This is a genomic window from Streptomyces sp. NPDC048566 (assembly GCF_043199735.1).
Lineage (GTDB): Bacteria > Actinomycetota > Actinomycetes > Streptomycetales > Streptomycetaceae > Streptomyces.
Window position 1 is genome coordinate 338,173 of sequence record NZ_JBICWL010000001.1, and the last position, 17,179, is coordinate 355,351.

Genomic DNA, 17,179 nt, shown 5'->3' on the forward strand with positions numbered 1-17,179 from the left:
CCGCCAGGAATCGGTGGGCGGACGGAGGATCTCAGCCGGTGTAGGCCTCCAGTTCGGAGAGTTGCCCCGCCGGCCAGCCGGTGTTGCCGGTGAAGGTCAGCCGGAGGTAGCGGGTCGCCGTGCCGGTCAGGCCGATGGTCACCGTGTTGCCGCTCGACGGGTTGAACGTGTAGCCCGCCGACGGCTTCAGCGTGGTGAACGCGGAGTTGTCGGTGCTCCCGAGGACGGCGAGGGTCTGGGTGCGTGTGGCCCACGCCGTCGCCGGCGGCAGTTTGAGCACGACGCGCTTGACCGCCCGGGCGGAGCCGAGATCGACGGTGACGGACTGCGGGAAGGCGTTGTTGGCGCTCTCCCAGTAGGTGTCCGCGTTGCTGTCCACGGCCTTGGACGCGGGATAGACGTCCGTGTGGCTCGTCTCGGTGACGGGACGGTTCCTGGCGAGGTTGACGGTCGGGTCGGTCGGCGGGTCCGTCGGAGGGTCGGTGGGCGGGTCGGCCGGGGGCGTGGTGCCTCCGCCGGGTACGCCGCCGTTGGTCCACTGCGGCGCCGGCCAGTTCCCGGTGCAGGCCGGCGGATCGGCGTACCAGCCGCTGTTGCCGGATCCGCGGGTGATCACGAAGCCGGGGCCGACGCAGTTGTGGATCGGGTTGGACTGGGCGATGTGGGTGGCCGTGACGTTGGTGAAGGAGGCCGTGCCCGTCGCCTGTATTTGGAGCGCGTAGGTGCCGGCACCGTCGATCCGGACGTTCTCGAAGTGCAGTCCCTTCGTGGCGCCCTCGATGTTCATGATGGCGGCGTAGGAGCTGTCGAGGATCTCGCTGTCCGTGATGTCGATCGTCGCGTCCAGGGGTTCGTTGAGCCCGCTGAACCACACCGCGCCGACACCGAACTGCCAGTTGTAGTCGCTGTTGCCGGTGCGGATCAGGGTGTTGCGGGCCGCGGTGGTGGTTCCGGAGACGGCCGTGCCCTGGCCGGAGTTGACCCCGGGATAGCGGTTCGCGACGTGCAGGCCGCCGCCGTTGGTGACGGTGTCCGCCATCACGTTGTCGGAAAGGGTGATGTCCTTGCCGCCGTAGGTGACGATGTTGTTGGCGAGGATCGGCAGGATCACCGTGTTGAAGGTGAACTTGTTCCTGACGTTGGGGATGTTCTCCGCCCACATCGCGAGGCCGTCGTCCCCCGTGTTCCGTACGAACGTGTTGGTGACCGTCGAGTTGGTCACGCCCATGTGGAAGTTCACGCCGTCGGCCGTCTGGTCCAGGATGCGGCTGTTCTTGATGGTGAAGTTGTCCATGGGCCCGTCCATCCAGGCCCCGCACTTGGTGTGCTGCATCCACACGTTGTCGACCGTGGAGTCCGACAGCGCGCCTCCGATGGCGTTGACCTGGTCGTCGTCGACGCGCTCGCGGATGTCCCCGAGGATCGCGAAGTTCTTGAGGGTGACGTTCCTGCTGCCGCCCTGGCTCGCGTACTTTCCGTAGACGCCCACGGCCTTGGACCGGTTCACCGGGTCGCGCCCGGTCAGCACGCTGTACCAGGGACCCGCTCCGGCCAGCGTCACCTGGTCGACGACGATGTGGTCGCGGACCTGGAAGGTGCCCTGGGGTATGTACACGGTCCTGCCCTGGGCCTTGCCCGCGTCGACGGCGGCCTGGATCTTGGCGGTCGAGTCCGCCGCGCCGGTCGGATCGGCCCCGAAGTCGCCGACGACGTCGAGGGCTCCGGAGGGCTTGCCGACGGGCACGCCCACCTGCTCGAAGTCGGCGAGGTCGATGGTGAACGACGGTGAGGCGCTCGTGGACGACACCTGGAGCCGCACCTTGGTCCCGGCCGGCAGGGTCGAGCCGAGCAGGGTGCGGGTCTCGTCGTAGAAGTGGTGGGGGTTGGTGTCGCCCGGGTTGTTGTTGAAGGGGTAACCGCCGTAGTACCAGCCGTACTTGGAGGTGACCGGCACCGACTTCAGCTGCGTGCCGTTGATCTTCAGGTCCAGGCTCGCGTCGCGGCCGGTGCCCGCGGAGTTGTCGGGCAGGGAATAGCGGAACGACATGGCGTTCGCCGGCGCGGTCAGGGTGAACTCGACGTATTCGCCCGTCGCGTCCAGCGTCACCGCCTGCCGTCCGGATGCCTCCGAGGGGAGATGGCCGTAGAGGCGGTCCGGTCCGATCAGGGTGCCGTTGGTGGCGGCGTATTCGGCCTCCTGCTCCTTGAACGGGACGGTGGCACCGCGGCCGGATATGCCGACCGGGGAAGGGGCGGGCACCCCGGCCGCCGCGGCGGCGGGTGCGAAGGCGACGGCCACGACCGTGCCGGCCGCGGCGAGAGCCAGCGACACGGTCGCCGCCAGGCCTCGGCGCAGGGGTCTGCGGTTGGGGGATGGATTCACAGGCGTGCGTCCTCAGGGCTCGTGGGGTGAGCGGACGCAAGAAGGCTAGGAGCGGCGGCAAGAGAAGTCCAAGAACGTGCGCAAGATTGATACAGGGACCTGCAAATAATGAACTGACAAACGAGGTGCCGGACCTGACGCTCCGTTGCTAGCATCCCCGCCATGATCACGCCTTCGCCTCAGCGCCGGATGATGCCCCGCACACGGGGCTGCTGAGCACGGATGCGTACCGCACACCGAGGCCCCGGGAGGGGCCCCGGCGTGCACCGCGGATCGGCTCCACCCCGGCAGGAGGACCGATGACCGCACCACGCCACTTCGTCACCACGACCCTTCCCTACGTCAACTCCGCCCCGCACCTGGGCTTCGCCCTGGAACTCGTCCAGGCGGACACCCTGGCCCGCCACTGGCGCCGCAGGGGCAGCGACGTGCGCCTGCTCGGCGGCACGGACGACAACTCGCTCAAGAACGTGCTGGCGGCCGAGGCCGAAGGCCTGCAGGTACGGGAGCTGGTCGACCGCAACGCCGATGCGTTCGCCGCCCTGCGCGGTCCGCTGGACCTCTCGCTCGACGACTTCGTCCGCACCGGCAGCGACCCCCGCCACCGGGCCGGCGTCGAGGCGCTGTGGCGCCGCTGCGCCGCCGCGGGCGACCTCTACCGCCAGCGGTACGAGGGTCTCTACTGCGTCGGCTGCGAGCAGTTCTACTCCCCGGACGAGCTGATCGGGGGGCGCTGCGCCGAGCACGGCACCGAGCCGCGGCCGGTCGCCGAGGAGAACTGGTTCTTCCGCCTGTCGCGGCACGCCGGCCGGCTGCGTGAGCTGATCGCCGACGGGCGGCTGCGCATCGAGCCGGCCGCCCGTCGCAACGAGGTACTCGCGCTGATCGACGGCGGTCTGCGCGACTTCTCCGTCTCCCGCTCCCAGGACCGCGCCCGCGGCTGGGGCATCCCCGTGCCCGGCGACCCCGGCCAGGTGATCTACGTGTGGTGGGACGCGCTCGCCGCCTACGTCACCAGCCTCGGCTACGGCACCGACGGAGCCGCGTTCGAGCGATGGTGGGCGGGCGACGGCCGCCGCGTCCACCTGGCCGGCAAGGGAGTGGTCCGCTTCCACGCCGTGTACTGGCCGGCGATCCTGCTGTCGGCCGGACTCCCGCTGCCCACCGACGTCCTGGTCCACGACTACCTGACCGTCGACGGCCGCAAGATCAGCAAGTCGGGTCCCGCCACCGTCGACCCGGTCGCGCTCGTCGGCGCCGTCGGAGCCGACGCCGTCCGCTGGTGGCTGCTGCGGGACGTACCCCGGGTCGGAGACGCCGACTTCGGCGTCGAGCGGCTGACGGCGCGGGCCGACCGGGACTTCGCCGGCGGCCTGGGCAACCTCGTCCACCGGGTGGTGACCGTCGTCCACCGCTACCGGGCCGGTGCCGTGCCCGCGCCGTCCGGGGCCGAGCCCGCCGCGGCGCCGCTGCGCGCGGTCTGCCGCACCGCTCCCGAGAGGATCGACGCGGCCCTGGAGGACCACGACTTCCGCCGGGCCATCGCCGCCGCCTGGCGGATCGTGGAGGCCGCCGACCGGTGTGTCGAGACCACCCGCCCCTGGGAACTGGCGCGCGCCGAGGGGCGCGGGGACCTCGCGGCCGGTGCGCGCCTCGACGACGTGCTCGCCGCGCTCGTGCATGCCTGCCGGCTGCTCGCCGAGGAACTCGCGCCGTTCGTCCCGGGAGCCGTCGCGCGGATCTCCGCACAGCTTCGCACCACCGGGAACGGAACACTGCCGGCGCCCGTGCCGCTCTTTCCCCGGCTCCGGGAGGGCAGGTGAGCCGGCCCGGGCACCGCTGTCCGCGGCAGAGCGGCAGCCGGCCGGGCGCACCTCCCTGACGGGAGCCGTCGTGGACCGGGTCGGAGCCGGCCTCTCGGCGACCCGGTCCGCGGCCGGCCCGGCGCGGACCGTGCGTCAGCGGCTCTTGCGGACCCGGGCCGCCGCGCGCGCCTCCGCGGCCTTGCGGGCGTCCGCCGCTTTGCGGGACTCCTTGCCCGGACGCCCCGGCCGGGTGCCCATGCCGCGGAACGGGGCGTTGCCCGTCTTCTTCGTCTCCGTCGGAGGCCGCCGGGCACCGGTGATCGCGGTGAGCGCCGCCTCCCCGGAGCGCACCTGGGTCACCGTCGGACGGATCCCCGCATCCGACATCATCCGGTTCACCTCGCGCCGCTGGCCGGCGGTGACGAGGGTGACCACCCGGCCGGACTCACCGGCGCGGGCGGTACGCCCGCCCCGGTGGAGGTAGTCCTTGGAGTCGGCCGGAGGGTCGACGTTGACCACGAGGTCCAGATCGTCGATGTGGATGCCGCGCGCGGCGACGTTCGTCGCCACCAGCACGGTGAGCTCACCGCTCTTGAACCGGCCCAGCGTGTGCGTGCGCTGCGGCTGGGACTTCCCGCTGTGCAGCGCCGCGGCCTGGACCCCGCTCGCCCGCAGGTGGCGGGTGAACTGGTCCACCCCCGCCTTGGTGTCCAGGAACATCAGTACCCGGCCGTCCCGCGCGGCGATCTCGGTCGCCGTCGCGTACTTGTCGGCGCCGTGCACGGTCAGCACGTGGTGCTCCATCGTGGTCACCGAGGCCGCCGCCCGGTCGACCGACGCCAGGACCGGATCGTGCAGGTGATCGCGGACGAGCTGGTCGACACCCTGGTCCAGCGTGGCCGAGAACAGCAGGCGCTGCCCGTCGGCGCGCACCTGGTCCAGGATCTGCGACACCTGCGGCAGGAAGCCCAGGTCGCACATCTGGTCGGCCTCGTCGAGCACCGTGATCCGCACGTGGTTCAGGTGGCACTCGCGGCGGGAGACCAGATCGGTCAGCCGGCCCGGGGTCGCGACGAGGACCTCGACGCCGGTGCGCAGCAGCGCGGTCTGCCGGTTCATGGAGACGCCGCCGACCACGGTCCCCAGCCGCAGGTCGAGGGCCCGGGCGTAGGGCGCCAGGGCGTCGCCCACCTGCTGGGCGAGTTCCCGGGTCGGGACCAGGACCAGGGCCAGGGGGCGCTTGGACTCCGCGCGACGTCCGGCGGTCCGGGCGAGGAGGGCCAGTCCGAACGCGAGCGTCTTGCCGGAACCGGTGCGGGCCCGTCCGAGCACGTCACGCCCGGCGAGGGCGTTCGGCAGCGTCGCCGCCTGGACGGGGAACGGCTCCGTGACCCCGAGGCCGGTGAGCTCGGTCAGCAGCTCGGGCGGGAGTCCGAGTTCACCGAAGGACGCCGCCGGCGGCAGACCCGCGGCGGCGTCCCGCGGTACCTCGGTCTCAGCCCGCGGCGCCGTCGTCGGCCGGTACTCGCCCGTGCGGGGGCGTCCAGAAGCCGGAGGCTTCGCGTTCATGGGGAACCTTCCTGAGTCCGACGCCCGCAACGCGCCGGGGCCCGTACCGCTTGGTACGGGCCCCGGCGACGACGAAGCGTTCCGCCATTTTACCAGCGGAGGCCGGGACGCCGTCCGGGCCGGTACGGGCCCGGCCCCCGGGTCGCCTGCCGGGAGCGTCCCGGAGCCCGGTCCGGGGCCGGTCCTCCCGGGCGCAGCACTGCTCCGGCCGGGACACCACGGGGCGCGCCGCGCCTCCACGCCGTGGTGCAATCCCGGCAAGGGGGCCATATCCGTCCGCTTGTTCGTGCTCGGGCCGCCGGATGTGACGTCGTCCATTGCGGGCGGGCGCCGGGGCGGCGAGTGTCTGCCGGAACACGTGGTGCGAAGAACTGTTATCCGGGGCCCTGGGGGCGGTCTCCCATACGACGGCAGCATCGTTCGGAGTCGAGGACAGGGAAGATTTCATGAGGAGACAGCACGACGCGGACCCGGCGGCACTGGTCACAGCCGCCCGAGCGGGCGACTCGGCGGCCCAGGACGCCCTGGTCGGCGCCTATCTCCCCCTGGTCTACAACGTCGTGGGGCGGGCGCTGAACGGCTCGGTCGACGTGGACGACGTCGTGCAGAACACCATGCTCCGCGCCCTGGACGGCCTCGACGGGCTGCGGGCTCCGGAGAACTTCCGCTCCTGGCTCGTGGCGATCGCGATGAACCAGGTGCGCGCGCACTGGCAGGAACGGCAGCCCGCCCCGGGCGGTGTCGAGGAGGCCGAACACCTCGCCGACCCGGGCGCGGACTTCGTGGACCTGACGATGTGGCAGCTCCAGCTGTCCGGCCAGCGCCAGGAGACGGCGCGCGCCACCCGCTGGCTCGAACCGGACGACCGCGCCGTGCTCTCCCTGTGGTGGCTGGAGTGCGCGGGCGAGCTGACCCGGGCCGAGGTGGCCGCGGCACTGGAACTGTCCCCGCAGCACACGGCGGTCCAGGTGCAGCGGATGAAGGCACAGCTGGAGACGGCGCGGGTGGTCGTACGCGCCCTGGACGCGCAACCGCCCTGCGCCGAGCTGCACGACCTGACCGCCTCCTGGAACGGCCGCCCCTCCGCGCTGTGGCGCAAGCGAATAGCCCGCCACGCGCGCGGCTGCGTGCGCTGCTCGGGCCTGTGGAACGGGCTGGTGCCCGCGGAGGGTCTGCTGGCCGGACTGGCGCTGATCGCGGTCTCGCCCGGCCTCCTGGCGGCACTGGCTCCGGACGCCATGACGGCCACCGGGTCGGCGTCGCTGCTGCGCGAGTCCGGTGACCCGGGCGGCGCTTCGGCTTCCGCGGCCGGGCACCGCGCCCCGCGCGGCGGAGCCGCCTCACGCCTCGAGGCCCGCCGCCGGCGGCGCGTCCGGCGCCGGGCCGTCGGCGGCGCCGTCGTCGCCGCGTGCCTGGCCGGCGGCAGCCTGTGGTACTTCGCCATCGACTCCGGGGAATCGGGCGGGGGCGCGACCGCGGCGCGCACCGCGGGCGACCCGGTCGAGGACCTGTCGGCATCCGGCGCCGACGGCGTCCCGGCCTCGCCGTCGCACACCGCCTCCCCGTCCCCCTCGGCGTCCGCGTCGCCGTCGAAGTCCGCGAAGCCCAAGGCGTCCCCGACGCCGCGGCCGGCGAAGCCCTCCACGTCCGCCGCCCCGTCCTCCAAGGCCCCGCCCCGCACGGCCTCAGCGGCACCGCGCGCCCAGGCCGCCCCGGCCGGCACCGTGGCCCAGGTCGTCGCCCTCGTGAACAAGGAGCGCGCCGCCGCCGGATGCGGCCCGGTCACCGAGGACGCGCAGCTGGAGAAGGCGGCGCTGGACCACTCGGTGGACATGGACGCCCGGAACTTCTTCGACCACGGCAACCCCGACGGCGAGGACCCCGGCGAGCGGATCACGGCCGCGGGCTACCGCTGGTCCACCTACGGCGAGAACATCGCCATGGGCCAGCAGACCCCGGAGTCGGTGATGGACTCCTGGATGAACAGCCCCGGCCACCGCGCGAACATCCTGAACTGCTCGTTCAAGAACATCGGTGTCGGCGTGCACAAGGGCTCGGGCGGCCCCTGGTGGACACAGGACTTCGGCACCAGGATGTGACAGCGCGGGCGCAGCCCGCCGGGGCGCCGTCAGGCGCCCCGCCAGCCGGGCTCCAGCCGGTCCAGCAGGGTGCGGAAGGCCGCGTCGGCGCGGTCCCAGCGGCCGTCGGCGAGCGGCGCGACGAGCAGTCCGAGGCACGCGTCCACCAGGACGTCGGCCTCCGCCGCGGCCCGCGCCTCGGCCATGCCGAGGTCCCGGAAGGCTTGCCTGAGCAGGGCGGTCCACTCGGCGAGGATGGTGCGCATGACCGGCCCGTACCGGTCGGAGCGGAGCAGGCCGGCCGCCAGGATCTCCAGGTACAGGGGGAGGGCCGCCCGCAGGTCGGGCCGGTCGAATCCCTGCCAGACGAGTTCCAGGAAGCGCCGGATCCGCGCCGGGTCGCGGGGGCTGCCCGCGCGCGCGAGCAGGTCGCGCGCGTGCCGCAGGGGCCGCCGTTCGTCCAGCGCGAGGACCTCGGTCACCATGCGCTCCTTGGTGCCGAAGTAGTAGAGCAGCATCCGGTCGCTGGTGCCGAGAGCCCTTGCCAGCGGGCGCAGGGAGAGGTCGGCCAGACCGTTGTGGATCATGTACTCCCGGACGCCGTCCACCAGGGCGCGGCGTTTTGCCAGGTCAGCGGGGCGAGGCATGCCACTTCCCGGAGAGTTCGACGGAGAATCTGACACTTTCCGTATGTCTGGTTAAATACAGTTGATGCGAATATTTACCGTAGCGGGCGCTCCATGTATATCCGCAAACGTGGCGCGCGCCACGTGACGAACCTCTCCGCGCCATCCCGGCCGCACAGAACGGTGGAGTACCGTGAGTGCGGGCGGTTCCGGCCGCCCGCAGTTCAGAAGGGACTGATTCTCATGGCCCCCTGGGCCATCGGCCCCGCGACGGTCTCCCGTCGCGGACGTTTCGGCCGGTTCTCCCGACTCCGATCCCAGGAGACGGCCGGTGAGGGCGGGGCGATACCCGTTCAGGAACCGGAACGGCCCGCGAAGGCGCGGCCGGCGTCGTGGCTCAGCAGGAACCAGGCACTCTGGTCCCGTACCCTGCAGCCGCTGCGCCCGCTCGACGCCCCGCGCGGCTGCGCCACCGTCTGGGACGCCTCCTGGCCGCTGCCGCGCGAACTGACCTCCGCGGGCCGGGCGCGCCGCCTGGTGACCGCCCAGCTGGCCGAGTGGAAGCTGGACGACCTCACCGACACCGCCGAACTCCTCGTGAGCGAGCTTGTCACCAACGCCCTCTGCCACACCCGCGGACCGCTGCGGCTGAACCTGTGCGCCCGAGCGCCGCATCTGCGCTGCGAGGTCGAGGACACCGATCCCGCCGGGCCCGTGCGCCGCGTCGTGGACGCGGACGCGGAAGGCGGCCGCGGCACCGAACTGCTCGACCTCCTCGCCGAGTCCTGGGGCAGCACGCTCACGGCCACCGGCAAGACCATGTGGTTCCGGATGCCGATGCCGCAGCGGAACGCCTGACCTCGCGGCTCCGCCGGACCGCACACCCCTGCTCCGCGGACCACCCCTCACCCGGCTCCGCCGGACCGCCCCACCCGGGACCGCTGCTCCCCGGCCCCCGCCGCATCGCCGCACCCCGGCTTCTCCGGACCCGCGCACCCCCGGCTCCGACGCACGGATGCCCCACCCCTTGGCTCCGCCGGACCGCCGCCCCACGCTTCCGAAGAAGAGCCCGTACCCCCGGCTCCTCTCGACGCGCGGACCGCCGACCCCCGTGGGCGAAGCGCACCGCCCTCACCCCCCTGGCCACCGCCGCGCCCCCGGCTCCGCCGGACAGCCGCGCCGCGGGCTCCGCGGGACCGCCGCACCTCCCGGCTCCGCCGGTACGGCCGCGCCCCCGGTCGTACCGGCGGCCCACTCCCGCCGGTGCCCGCTTTCCCGTGCGTCCCGTTCCCGGCCGGCCGGCCTCCGGGCGGTTCACGCCCCGGTGACGGCGACCCGGCCGGCGAGGAACTCCAGCAGCGCCGCGTTGAACAGGCCGGGCTGTTCGGCGCCGGGCAGATGACCCGCACCGGGGATGACGGACAGGACCGCGTGCGGCACGAGGGCGCGCAGGGCCTCGGCGTCCGCGACCGGGGTGAACGAGTCGTCGGCACCGACCAGGACCAGCACGGGACACCGGACCGCGGCGAGCGTGTCGCGGTAGTCGGGCCGTTCCGCCCGCCCCCGCAGGGCCGCCGCCGCGCCCCGCGGATCGGTGCGGCGCATCATCCCCAGAACGTGCTCGGCCACCGCGGGCATGGCGGTGACGTTGTACGGGGCGATCATGCGGCCGATGACCTCCTCGGCGTAGCCGCCCATCCCCTCGGCGAGGAGCCGGTCGGCCATCCTGTGGCGCGCGGCCCTGCCCTCGTCCGTCTCGGCCGGCGCGGAGGTGTCCGACAGGACGAGGGCGCGGACCCGTTCCCCGTGTCCCCGCTGCATCTCCATGGCGATCTGCCCGCCCATCGACACCCCGCCGACCACGGCACGGCCGATGCCCAGATGGTCGAGCAGGGCCACGAGGTCGTCGGCGAAGTCACCGAGCCGCACGACGCCCTCGCGCACGCCGCTGCCGCCGTAGCCGCGCAGGTCCGGCGTCACGACGCGGTATCCGGCCGTGACGAGCGCCGCCACCTGCGGTGCCCACAGGGTCCGGTCGAAGGGGTGCCCGTGGATCAGCAGCACGGGCAGTCCGGCCGCCGGGCCGGAGTCGTCGTAACGGATCTCGGTGTCGCCCAGCGCCAGTGAGGTCATGGCGGCACCCTAGGGCCGGGCCGCCCGTGCCCCGCAGCCGGGTCCGGCGGGGCAGGGCGCGGCGGGCGGCGACCGGCCGGCCGAAGGGGCGAGAGCGTGCCGGTTCCGGCATCGCCGCCCCGGGGGCGAGTTCGGGGCGGGAATTTCGGCAGCGCTCGCGGCCTTGTGGGAAACGGTGGCCGTGCCGCCGTGGGGAGCGGGGGAGAGGCACCGCGGGAAGCGGGTGCGGCGGTCTCCGTGTGCGAGCCTGTTGGCCGGAACGAGGAAGGGTGTGTGCGATGAGCCGGAACGAGGAGAAGGCGCTGCTGGCGGGCGGCTGCTTCTGGGGTGTGCAGGAACTGATCAGGACGTTCCCCGGGGTCCTGGATACGCGGGTGGGGTACAGCGGCGGCGACGTCCCGAACGCGACGTACCGGAACCACGGCACGCACGCCGAGGCGATCGAGATCACCTTCGATCCCGCCCGGACCGACTACCGGACGATCCTGGAGTACTTCTTCCAGATCCACGACCCGTCGACGAAGAACCGTCAGGGCAACGACATCGGGATGAGCTACCGGTCCGCGATCTTCTACTTCGACGACGAGCAGAAGCGCGTCGCCGAGGACACCATCGCCGACGTCGACGCCTCCGGACTGTGGCCGGGGAAGGTCGTGACGGAGGTCGCGCCGGCCGGTCCCTTCTGGGAGGCCGAACCGGAGCACCAGGACTACCTTCAGCGCTATCCGGACGGGTACACCTGCCACTTCGTGCGCCCCGGGTGGCGGCTCCCGAAGCGCGCCGAGGCCTGACCCCGGTCCTCCGGCCCCCCGCAGCGGCCTTCACCGGCGCTGCGGGGGGCCGTCGCGTCAGCGGAGACCCGGGCTCGGCCCCGCCCCTGGACGGCGGCGCGGCCCGCCGTGGCGCGCACGCCTGTGCGACCACTCCTTCCGTGGAGCGGTCGCGGCGGGCCCTCGCGAGCGCCCGCCGCGCCCCGAGAGGTACGGTGCGGGTCCGCGGCGTGCCCCCGCACGCGTGGCGGACGGCATCCGACGACGGGAGCAGGCCACCGGATGAGCGCACGTTTCCAGGAACTTGACTGGCAGCCCACCCCGATGGGCGAGATCAGCCTGCGCCGCCGCCGTGATCCCGTGTCGGGCCAGGACGTCCACGAGGTGAAGCTCGGCGACGAGTACCTCATGTCCAGCCTGTTCACCGAGGGCGAGGTCGAACTGGCCCGGCTCGGCCTCAAGGAGTCGGCCGAGGGCCCCCTGGACGTCGTCGTGGGAGGTCTCGGCCTCGGCTACACAGCCCGGGCCGCGCTCGACGACCCCCGGGTGCGGTCCCTGGTCGTCGTCGACGCCCTGCCCCAGGTGATCGACTGGCACCGCCGCGGTCTCGTGCCGCTGGGCACCGGGCTGGCGTCCGACCCGCGCTGCCGCTTCGTGCGCGGGGACTTCTTCGCCATGGTCACGGGTTCCACCTCGGCCACCGGCCGGCCGGTGCCGGCGGACGGTGCGGTGCCCGGCCCCTGCGAACCGGGGGAAGGCGCCGCCGCGCGGACCGCCCCCGCCCCGACCGGCCTGGACCCGGAGAGCCCGGGCCGCCGGTTCGACGCGATCCTGCTCGACGTCGACCACTCCCCGCGCCATGTGCTGCACCCCGGCCACGCCGCGCTCTACACCGCCTCGGGGCTGGCCGCCCTGGCCGACCTGCTGCTCCCGGGAGGCGTGTTCGCGCTGTGGTCGAACGATCCGCCGGACGCGGAGTTCTCCGCCGTGCTCGCCCGGGTCTTCCCGGTGACCGCCGCGCACGTGGTCGACTTCGACAATCCCCTCCAGGGCGGAACGGCCTCCAACACCGTCTACGTCGCGCGCCGCGGCGCCTGATCCGCCCCGCGGACGGCGGCCGTGCTCAGGTCCGGAGGTCCGCGTCGAGCAGCCGCAGCAGCGCGCCGACGGGGCCGCCTCCCGGGGGCGCGGGAGGCAGTCGGCGGAGCACCGCGCGCACCGCGGGCGGGGCGTGACGGCGGGCCCACTCCAGCGTCCCCGTCGCGCCGTCCTCCACCGGTCGCTCGCCGGACTCCGGGGCGCGACCGGCGGAAAGTTCCTCCGCCCGCGCCGCGTGCGCCGCGGCACCCAGGACGTGCTTGACCTGATGGGCGCTCGCCCGGGGGTGCAGGTAGGCGGCCGCGGCCGCGTGGCTCGCGGCCCGCGCGGCGTCGGCCGCCGCGGCTGCGTCCCGCGTGTCACGGCCCGCGGTGAAAGCCGCCCACGCGCACTGCCGGAGGGCGCGCGTGCGCCGTCCGCCCGAGGCGAAGGCGTCGGCCGCGTCGACCGCGTCCCGGGGCCGGGCGTCGGCGGGCCGCTCCCGCTCGAAGAGCGGCAGGACACGGCGCGCGCATCCTGCCGCGAACCCCGTGACCGCCCGGAGTTCGTCCTCGGTCAGTTCGATGATCCCCGGGGTGTCCGCCGCGTCCTGCACGGGCTCCACCCTGCCTCATGGACGGGGCCCGTGCCTCCCCTTCACGCCCGGACCTGCTCCACGTCGGCGACCACGCAGCTGATGTTGTCGGGGCCGCCCGCCCGGTTGGCGCGTGCGACGAGTTCCCGGACCGCCTGCTCCGGGTCGCGGAACTCGACCAGGACACGGCGCAGTTCGACGGGATCGACCACTCGGGAGAGCCCGTCGGAGCAGAGCAGATAGCGGTCGCCCGCCCGGGCGTCGTGCAGCCGCAGGTCGGGCCTGCCGTGGCCGCCGCCCAGCGCCCGCATCAGCAGCATGCGCTGAGGGTGCGAGACGGCCTCCTCGGCGCGGATGCGTCCCTCGTCGATCATCGACTGCACCACGGTGTGGTCGTGGGTGATCTGGAACAGCTCGCCCTGGCGCAGGAGATGGGCGCGCGAGTCGCCGATGTGGACGAGGGCCAGCTGCGAACCCGTCCAGAGCATCGCGGTGAGCGTGGTGCCGGAATCCGCGGGCGCCGAACCGGTGCGGGAGAGGCGGCCGACGGCCGACTCGGCCTGCTCCACGGCGTCTTCGAGGACGTTGAGCAGATCACCCGCGGCGAACCCCGCCGATTCGAGCGGTTTGAGCGCCTCGACGGCCGCCGCGCCCGCGGGAGCGCCGGCGCGGCCGAAACCGTCCGCGACGGCCAGCAGCCGGGACGCGGCGTACGCGGTGTCCTGGTTGCTCTCGCGGACGAGTCCGGTGTCGGACAGGGCGGCGTACCGGATGCCCAGGGAGGGAGTCTCGACGGTCATGGCGGGGTCCTTCCGTGACAGGTGGTCGACGAGGAAGGTGGCGAGGTCACGCCGGGCCGCGGTCTCGGCCTCGACCTCGGCCCAGAACCGGCGGATCTCCGGTACCGCCTCCTGCGGAGCGAGCGCGCAGACCCGCTGGATACGGGCCAGCGGCATGCCCAGCCGCCGCAGCCACGCCACCAGTCGCGCCCGGTCCAGCTGGTGCGGTGCGTAGAGCCGGTACCCGGTGACCGGGTCGACGCGCTCCGGCGACAGCAGGCCGAGTTCGTCGTAGAGACGCAACGCCTTCGGCGACAGCCGGGACGCCCTGGCGAACGCCCCGATGGTCAGCAGCCCCATGCCTGTTCCTCCTCGAACCGGGCGCCTCGCCCGGCCCCACCGATGCTGCGGGCTCACCCAAGGGGAAGGTCAACCGGCGCCCCGGTGCCCCGGTGCCCTGGTCGAACAGGCGGTTGCCGCTCCGCGGCGGGAACGTTGCGCGCCCGTGCGTCCTCGGCCCGCCCGGGTCGCGGTCACGGAGCGTGCAGCCAGATCCGCAGCGGCCCGATCGCCCGGCATCCGTGGCGGAGTGCGGCGTCCAGATCCTCGCCGTGCTCGTAGCCGACCACCGGCAGCTCGGGGAGCAGGCGGTGCGCGGCCGTGAGGGCGAAGGCCCAGGCGGCGTCGGGGCCGCCCTCCCGGGCGAACACGTTGGAGAGGCCGACCACCCCGGCACCGAGGGTGGCGACCGCACCGGCCGCCACCCGCCCGTCGCCCGAGCGTCCGACGAGGACCGAGGTGGCGGGATCGTCGAGCAACCGTGGAACGAAGAGGTCGCTGTCACCCTGCTCCTCCCGTGCGAGCGCCCAGCCGCGGAGTGCGGCGGGATCGGCCGCCACCCCGGGGAGGAGATCCGTCGGCACCGCCGGGGGGCCGGGCGGCCGATGGATCCACCGGGCCTCGAACAGGACACGGAACCCGGCCGGCGCGAGATCGAGATCGGCGAAGCTGTCCTTGACGGACGCGCCGGGGGTGAGGGTGTCGACGCCCGCCAGCACCGCGTCCGCATCGGCACCCGGTCCGAGGGTCACCGCGTCGGGGTAGAAGGGCGGCGTTCGCGCAGGAGCCGTCCAGGCGAGCGTGCCGAACACGCCGCGCAGGCCGTGCGCGCGGCACATGGCCGCGCACCACTCGGCGTTGTTGCGGGCCGCGGCCCCGACAGGGAACTGTTCGTCATGCGTCACGGCTGCCGATCATGGCCGCTGCCGGGCCCTCGCGTCGAGCGGATTCGCGCACGCCGGACGGCCCGTCCCGGTGACGGGGACCGGCATCCGGGACGGGCCGGTTGCCCTGGAGTCCGCTCCAGGGTGTTGGCTGGTGGGGGGAACATCCCGGCCGACGACTGTCGCCGGTGACGGGTTTCCTTTAGGGAGCACACCATGACGCATAAAATCTGGTTCATCACCGGTGCCTCGCGCGGCTTCGGCAGGGAGTGGGCGGTCGCCGCTCTGGAACGCGGCGACTCGGTGGCCGCCACCGCACGCGACCTCTCCGCGCTCGCGGACCTTGCGGAGACGTACGGCGAACGACTGCTGCCGCTGCGCCTCGACGTGACGGACCGCGACGCCGACTTCGCCGCCGTACGACAGGCGCACGAACACTTCGGGCGGCTCGACGTGGTGGTGAACAACGCCGGCTACGGCCACTTCGGCATGGTGGAGGAACTCACCGAGGCGGAGGCCCGCGCGCAGTTGGAGACCAACCTCTTCGGAGCGCTGTGGATCACTCAGGCGGCGCTGCCCTACCTGCGGGAGCAGGGCGGCGGCCACATCCTCCAGGTGTCCTCCATCGGCGGCATCAGCGCCTTCCCGCTGGTCGGCATCTACCACGCGTCGAAGTGGGCCCTGGAGGGCATGAGCCAGTCGCTGGCCCAGGAAGTGGCCCCGTTCGGCATCAAGGTCACGCTCATCGAGCCCGGTGGCTTCGCCACCGACTGGGCGGGTTCCTCGTCGAGCACCTCCGAGCCGCTCCCCGCGTACGCGGCGTTCCACCAGGAGGTCCAGGAGCAGCGCCGCAAGCGCGCCGGAACGCCCGGCGACCCGGCCGCCTCCGCGGCGGCGGTGCTGGAACTCGTCGACGCCGACGAGCCGCCGCTGCGCTGCTTCTTCGGCTCCGCGCCGCTCGGGATCGCCAAGGCCGACTACGAGCAGCGTCTGGCCGTCTGGGACAAGTGGCAGCCCCTCGCCGAGCTGGCGCAGGGCTGAACGGCGCGAGGGGCCGACCGGAGACGTCTCCGGCCGGCCCCTCGCGGGGTGCGCCCTCGGGTCAGGAGCGGTGGCCCTGGTAGTAGTCGCCGATCTGCTGGTGGTACCCGGCGTCGCCGACGTGCTTGTCCTTGTCGAACTCCGGGGAGTCCTTGATCTGCTCCTTGGTGAGGTCGACGTGGATCTTCCGCTCGGCGGTGTCGACCGTCCGCACGGTTCCGGCGGGCAGGAGCACGTGCTTCCCGAAGATCCAGACGCCGGTGTCGACGACGAGGTACGAGGAGTTGACGTCGTCCGAGTGCTTGTCGACCTTGCCGATGCTGCCGTCGGTCGCCTCGACCTTGTAGCCGATCAGGTCGGTGCCCGCGGTGTGGCCGGTGGTCGCCTGGTAGCCCCAGATGTTGTCACTCATAAAACGGCTCCCTCATCAGAATGTCTCGGCGGTCCACAGCCGAACGACTAACGTGGCCATGGATCGGTACAACCGTCATCTTTTCGAGTGATGACGTTTCCTCGGAGCGCCGAGTGCCCGTCCTCCCGGACTCCACACACGGGATTCCGAGAAAATTCTCCGCGCCTTTCCGCGCAGCCGCACCGGGCGTCCGGCGGCCGAAAACGCCAGGTGGGCGCCCCGTGCGTCGCGGATGCCCCACCCGCACCAGCGTCACCGTGGTGACGGCCGGTCGTCTCGGGATCCGTCGGGCGGAACTCGTGCGGAGCGGACCTGGAATCCCTGGCCATTTCCCGTGGGCCGCTCGCCGCCGGCCCCGGAGAAAAGCCGCAGGAGAAATCGCGGGTTTGGATATCTGCCCGCTGGTCACCCAGGAGAGGAATCGACGGACGAGCAGGACGGGAAGTGAATGACGATGGCGGCGGACGAGAAGGCTCAGGCCAAGGGCGAGCAGGCGAAGGGGAAGGCCGAGAAGGCCGTCGGCCGCGCCGTGGGCAACGAGTCCCTCCGGTCCGAGGGGCGCGCCGAGGAGTCCAAGGGAGACCTGCGCGCGGCCAAGGAGAAGGCCAAGGACGCCCTCAAGCCCGAGTCCCGGTAGCGGACGGGAGGCGCGGCGGTCCGCGATCCCGGCGGCGGACGTTCACGGTCC

At 73.2% G+C, this 17,179-nt stretch carries 15 protein-coding genes; 7 read left to right on the forward strand and 8 right to left on the reverse strand.

Annotated elements, in window-relative coordinates; genetic code table 11:
- Window positions 1-31: 31 nt before the first annotated feature.
- Window positions 32-2,383, reverse strand: coding sequence for a discoidin domain-containing protein (locus ACGFS9_RS01460; protein ID WP_393249616.1), 2,352 nt, complete (start codon window positions 2,381-2,383; stop codon window positions 32-34).
- A gap of 299 nt (window positions 2,384-2,682) precedes the next feature.
- On the opposite strand from ACGFS9_RS01460, the gene ACGFS9_RS01465 reads away from it, so the two are divergent.
- Entirely contained in the window at window positions 2,683-4,206 is a 1,524-nt protein-coding gene (locus ACGFS9_RS01465) for a methionine--tRNA ligase (RefSeq protein WP_393249618.1), read from the forward strand.
- A gap of 135 nt (window positions 4,207-4,341) precedes the next feature.
- On the opposite strand, the gene ACGFS9_RS01470 is transcribed toward ACGFS9_RS01465, so the two are convergent.
- The gene (locus ACGFS9_RS01470) at window positions 4,342-5,757 is read right to left on the reverse strand and encodes a DEAD/DEAH box helicase (protein WP_393249620.1); all 1,416 of its coding nucleotides are present in this window, start codon (window positions 5,755-5,757) and stop codon (window positions 4,342-4,344) included.
- A gap of 446 nt (window positions 5,758-6,203) precedes the next feature.
- On the opposite strand from ACGFS9_RS01470, the gene ACGFS9_RS01475 reads away from it, so the two are divergent.
- Window positions 6,204-7,856: a sigma-70 family RNA polymerase sigma factor gene (locus tag ACGFS9_RS01475; RefSeq protein ID WP_393249622.1), complete on the forward strand. Its 1,653-nt coding sequence runs from the start codon at window positions 6,204-6,206 to the stop codon at window positions 7,854-7,856.
- Between the two features lie 29 nt (window positions 7,857-7,885).
- Here ACGFS9_RS01475 and ACGFS9_RS01480 read toward each other — a convergent pair whose 3' ends face one another.
- Window positions 7,886-8,482, reverse strand: a complete 597-nt coding sequence (locus ACGFS9_RS01480; protein WP_393249624.1) for a TetR/AcrR family transcriptional regulator — start codon at window positions 8,480-8,482, stop codon at window positions 7,886-7,888.
- A 222-nt stretch (window positions 8,483-8,704) separates the two neighbouring features.
- On the opposite strand from ACGFS9_RS01480, the gene ACGFS9_RS01485 reads away from it, so the two are divergent.
- On the forward strand, window positions 8,705-9,319 hold the full coding sequence (locus tag ACGFS9_RS01485; protein ID WP_393249626.1) for an ATP-binding protein: 615 nt from the start codon (window positions 8,705-8,707) through the stop codon (window positions 9,317-9,319).
- Between the two features lie 456 nt (window positions 9,320-9,775).
- On the opposite strand, the gene ACGFS9_RS01490 is transcribed toward ACGFS9_RS01485, so the two are convergent.
- The gene (locus tag ACGFS9_RS01490; protein ID WP_393249628.1) at window positions 9,776-10,594 is read right to left on the reverse strand and encodes an alpha/beta fold hydrolase; all 819 of its coding nucleotides are present in this window, start codon (window positions 10,592-10,594) and stop codon (window positions 9,776-9,778) included.
- A gap of 278 nt (window positions 10,595-10,872) precedes the next feature.
- On the opposite strand from ACGFS9_RS01490, the gene msrA reads away from it, so the two are divergent.
- Together msrA and ACGFS9_RS01500 are read left to right on the forward strand one after the other, a co-directional pair.
- Window positions 10,873-11,385 carry a peptide-methionine (S)-S-oxide reductase MsrA gene (gene msrA / locus ACGFS9_RS01495; RefSeq protein ID WP_393249630.1) on the forward strand — a complete coding sequence of 171 codons (513 nt, stop codon included), beginning with the start codon at window positions 10,873-10,875 and terminating at the stop codon, window positions 11,383-11,385.
- A gap of 261 nt (window positions 11,386-11,646) precedes the next feature.
- On the forward strand, window positions 11,647-12,462 hold the full coding sequence (locus ACGFS9_RS01500; protein WP_393249632.1) for a spermidine synthase: 816 nt from the start codon (window positions 11,647-11,649) through the stop codon (window positions 12,460-12,462).
- Between the two features lie 25 nt (window positions 12,463-12,487).
- On the opposite strand, the gene ACGFS9_RS01505 is transcribed toward ACGFS9_RS01500, so the two are convergent.
- The 3 genes from ACGFS9_RS01505 to ACGFS9_RS01515 all read right to left on the reverse strand — a co-directional run bounded on the left by ACGFS9_RS01505 (window position 12,488) and on the right by ACGFS9_RS01515 (window position 15,059).
- Window positions 12,488-13,066, reverse strand: a complete 579-nt coding sequence (locus tag ACGFS9_RS01505; RefSeq protein WP_393249634.1) for a putative immunity protein — start codon at window positions 13,064-13,066, stop codon at window positions 12,488-12,490.
- Window positions 13,067-13,098: 32 nt separating this feature from the next.
- Window positions 13,099-14,175 carry a MerR family transcriptional regulator gene (locus ACGFS9_RS01510; RefSeq protein WP_393249636.1) on the reverse strand — a complete coding sequence of 359 codons (1,077 nt, stop codon included), beginning with the start codon at window positions 14,173-14,175 and terminating at the stop codon, window positions 13,099-13,101.
- A gap of 173 nt (window positions 14,176-14,348) precedes the next feature.
- On the reverse strand, window positions 14,349-15,059 hold the full coding sequence (locus ACGFS9_RS01515; protein ID WP_393249638.1) for a hypothetical protein: 711 nt from the start codon (window positions 15,057-15,059) through the stop codon (window positions 14,349-14,351).
- A gap of 195 nt (window positions 15,060-15,254) precedes the next feature.
- On the opposite strand from ACGFS9_RS01515, the gene ACGFS9_RS01520 reads away from it, so the two are divergent.
- Entirely contained in the window at window positions 15,255-16,079 is an 825-nt protein-coding gene (locus ACGFS9_RS01520) for an SDR family oxidoreductase (RefSeq protein ID WP_393249640.1), read from the forward strand.
- A 61-nt stretch (window positions 16,080-16,140) separates the two neighbouring features.
- Here ACGFS9_RS01520 and ACGFS9_RS01525 read toward each other — a convergent pair whose 3' ends face one another.
- Complete coding sequence (locus tag ACGFS9_RS01525; protein WP_393249642.1) at window positions 16,141-16,491, reverse strand: PRC-barrel domain-containing protein; 351 nt, start codon at window positions 16,489-16,491, stop codon at window positions 16,141-16,143.
- Window positions 16,492-16,945: 454 nt separating this feature from the next.
- Here ACGFS9_RS01525 and ACGFS9_RS01530 point away from each other — a divergent pair, with 454 nt between their 5' ends.
- The gene (locus tag ACGFS9_RS01530) at window positions 16,946-17,128 is read left to right on the forward strand and encodes a CsbD family protein (protein ID WP_393250476.1); all 183 of its coding nucleotides are present in this window, start codon (window positions 16,946-16,948) and stop codon (window positions 17,126-17,128) included.
- Window positions 17,129-17,179: the final 51 nt, after the last annotated feature.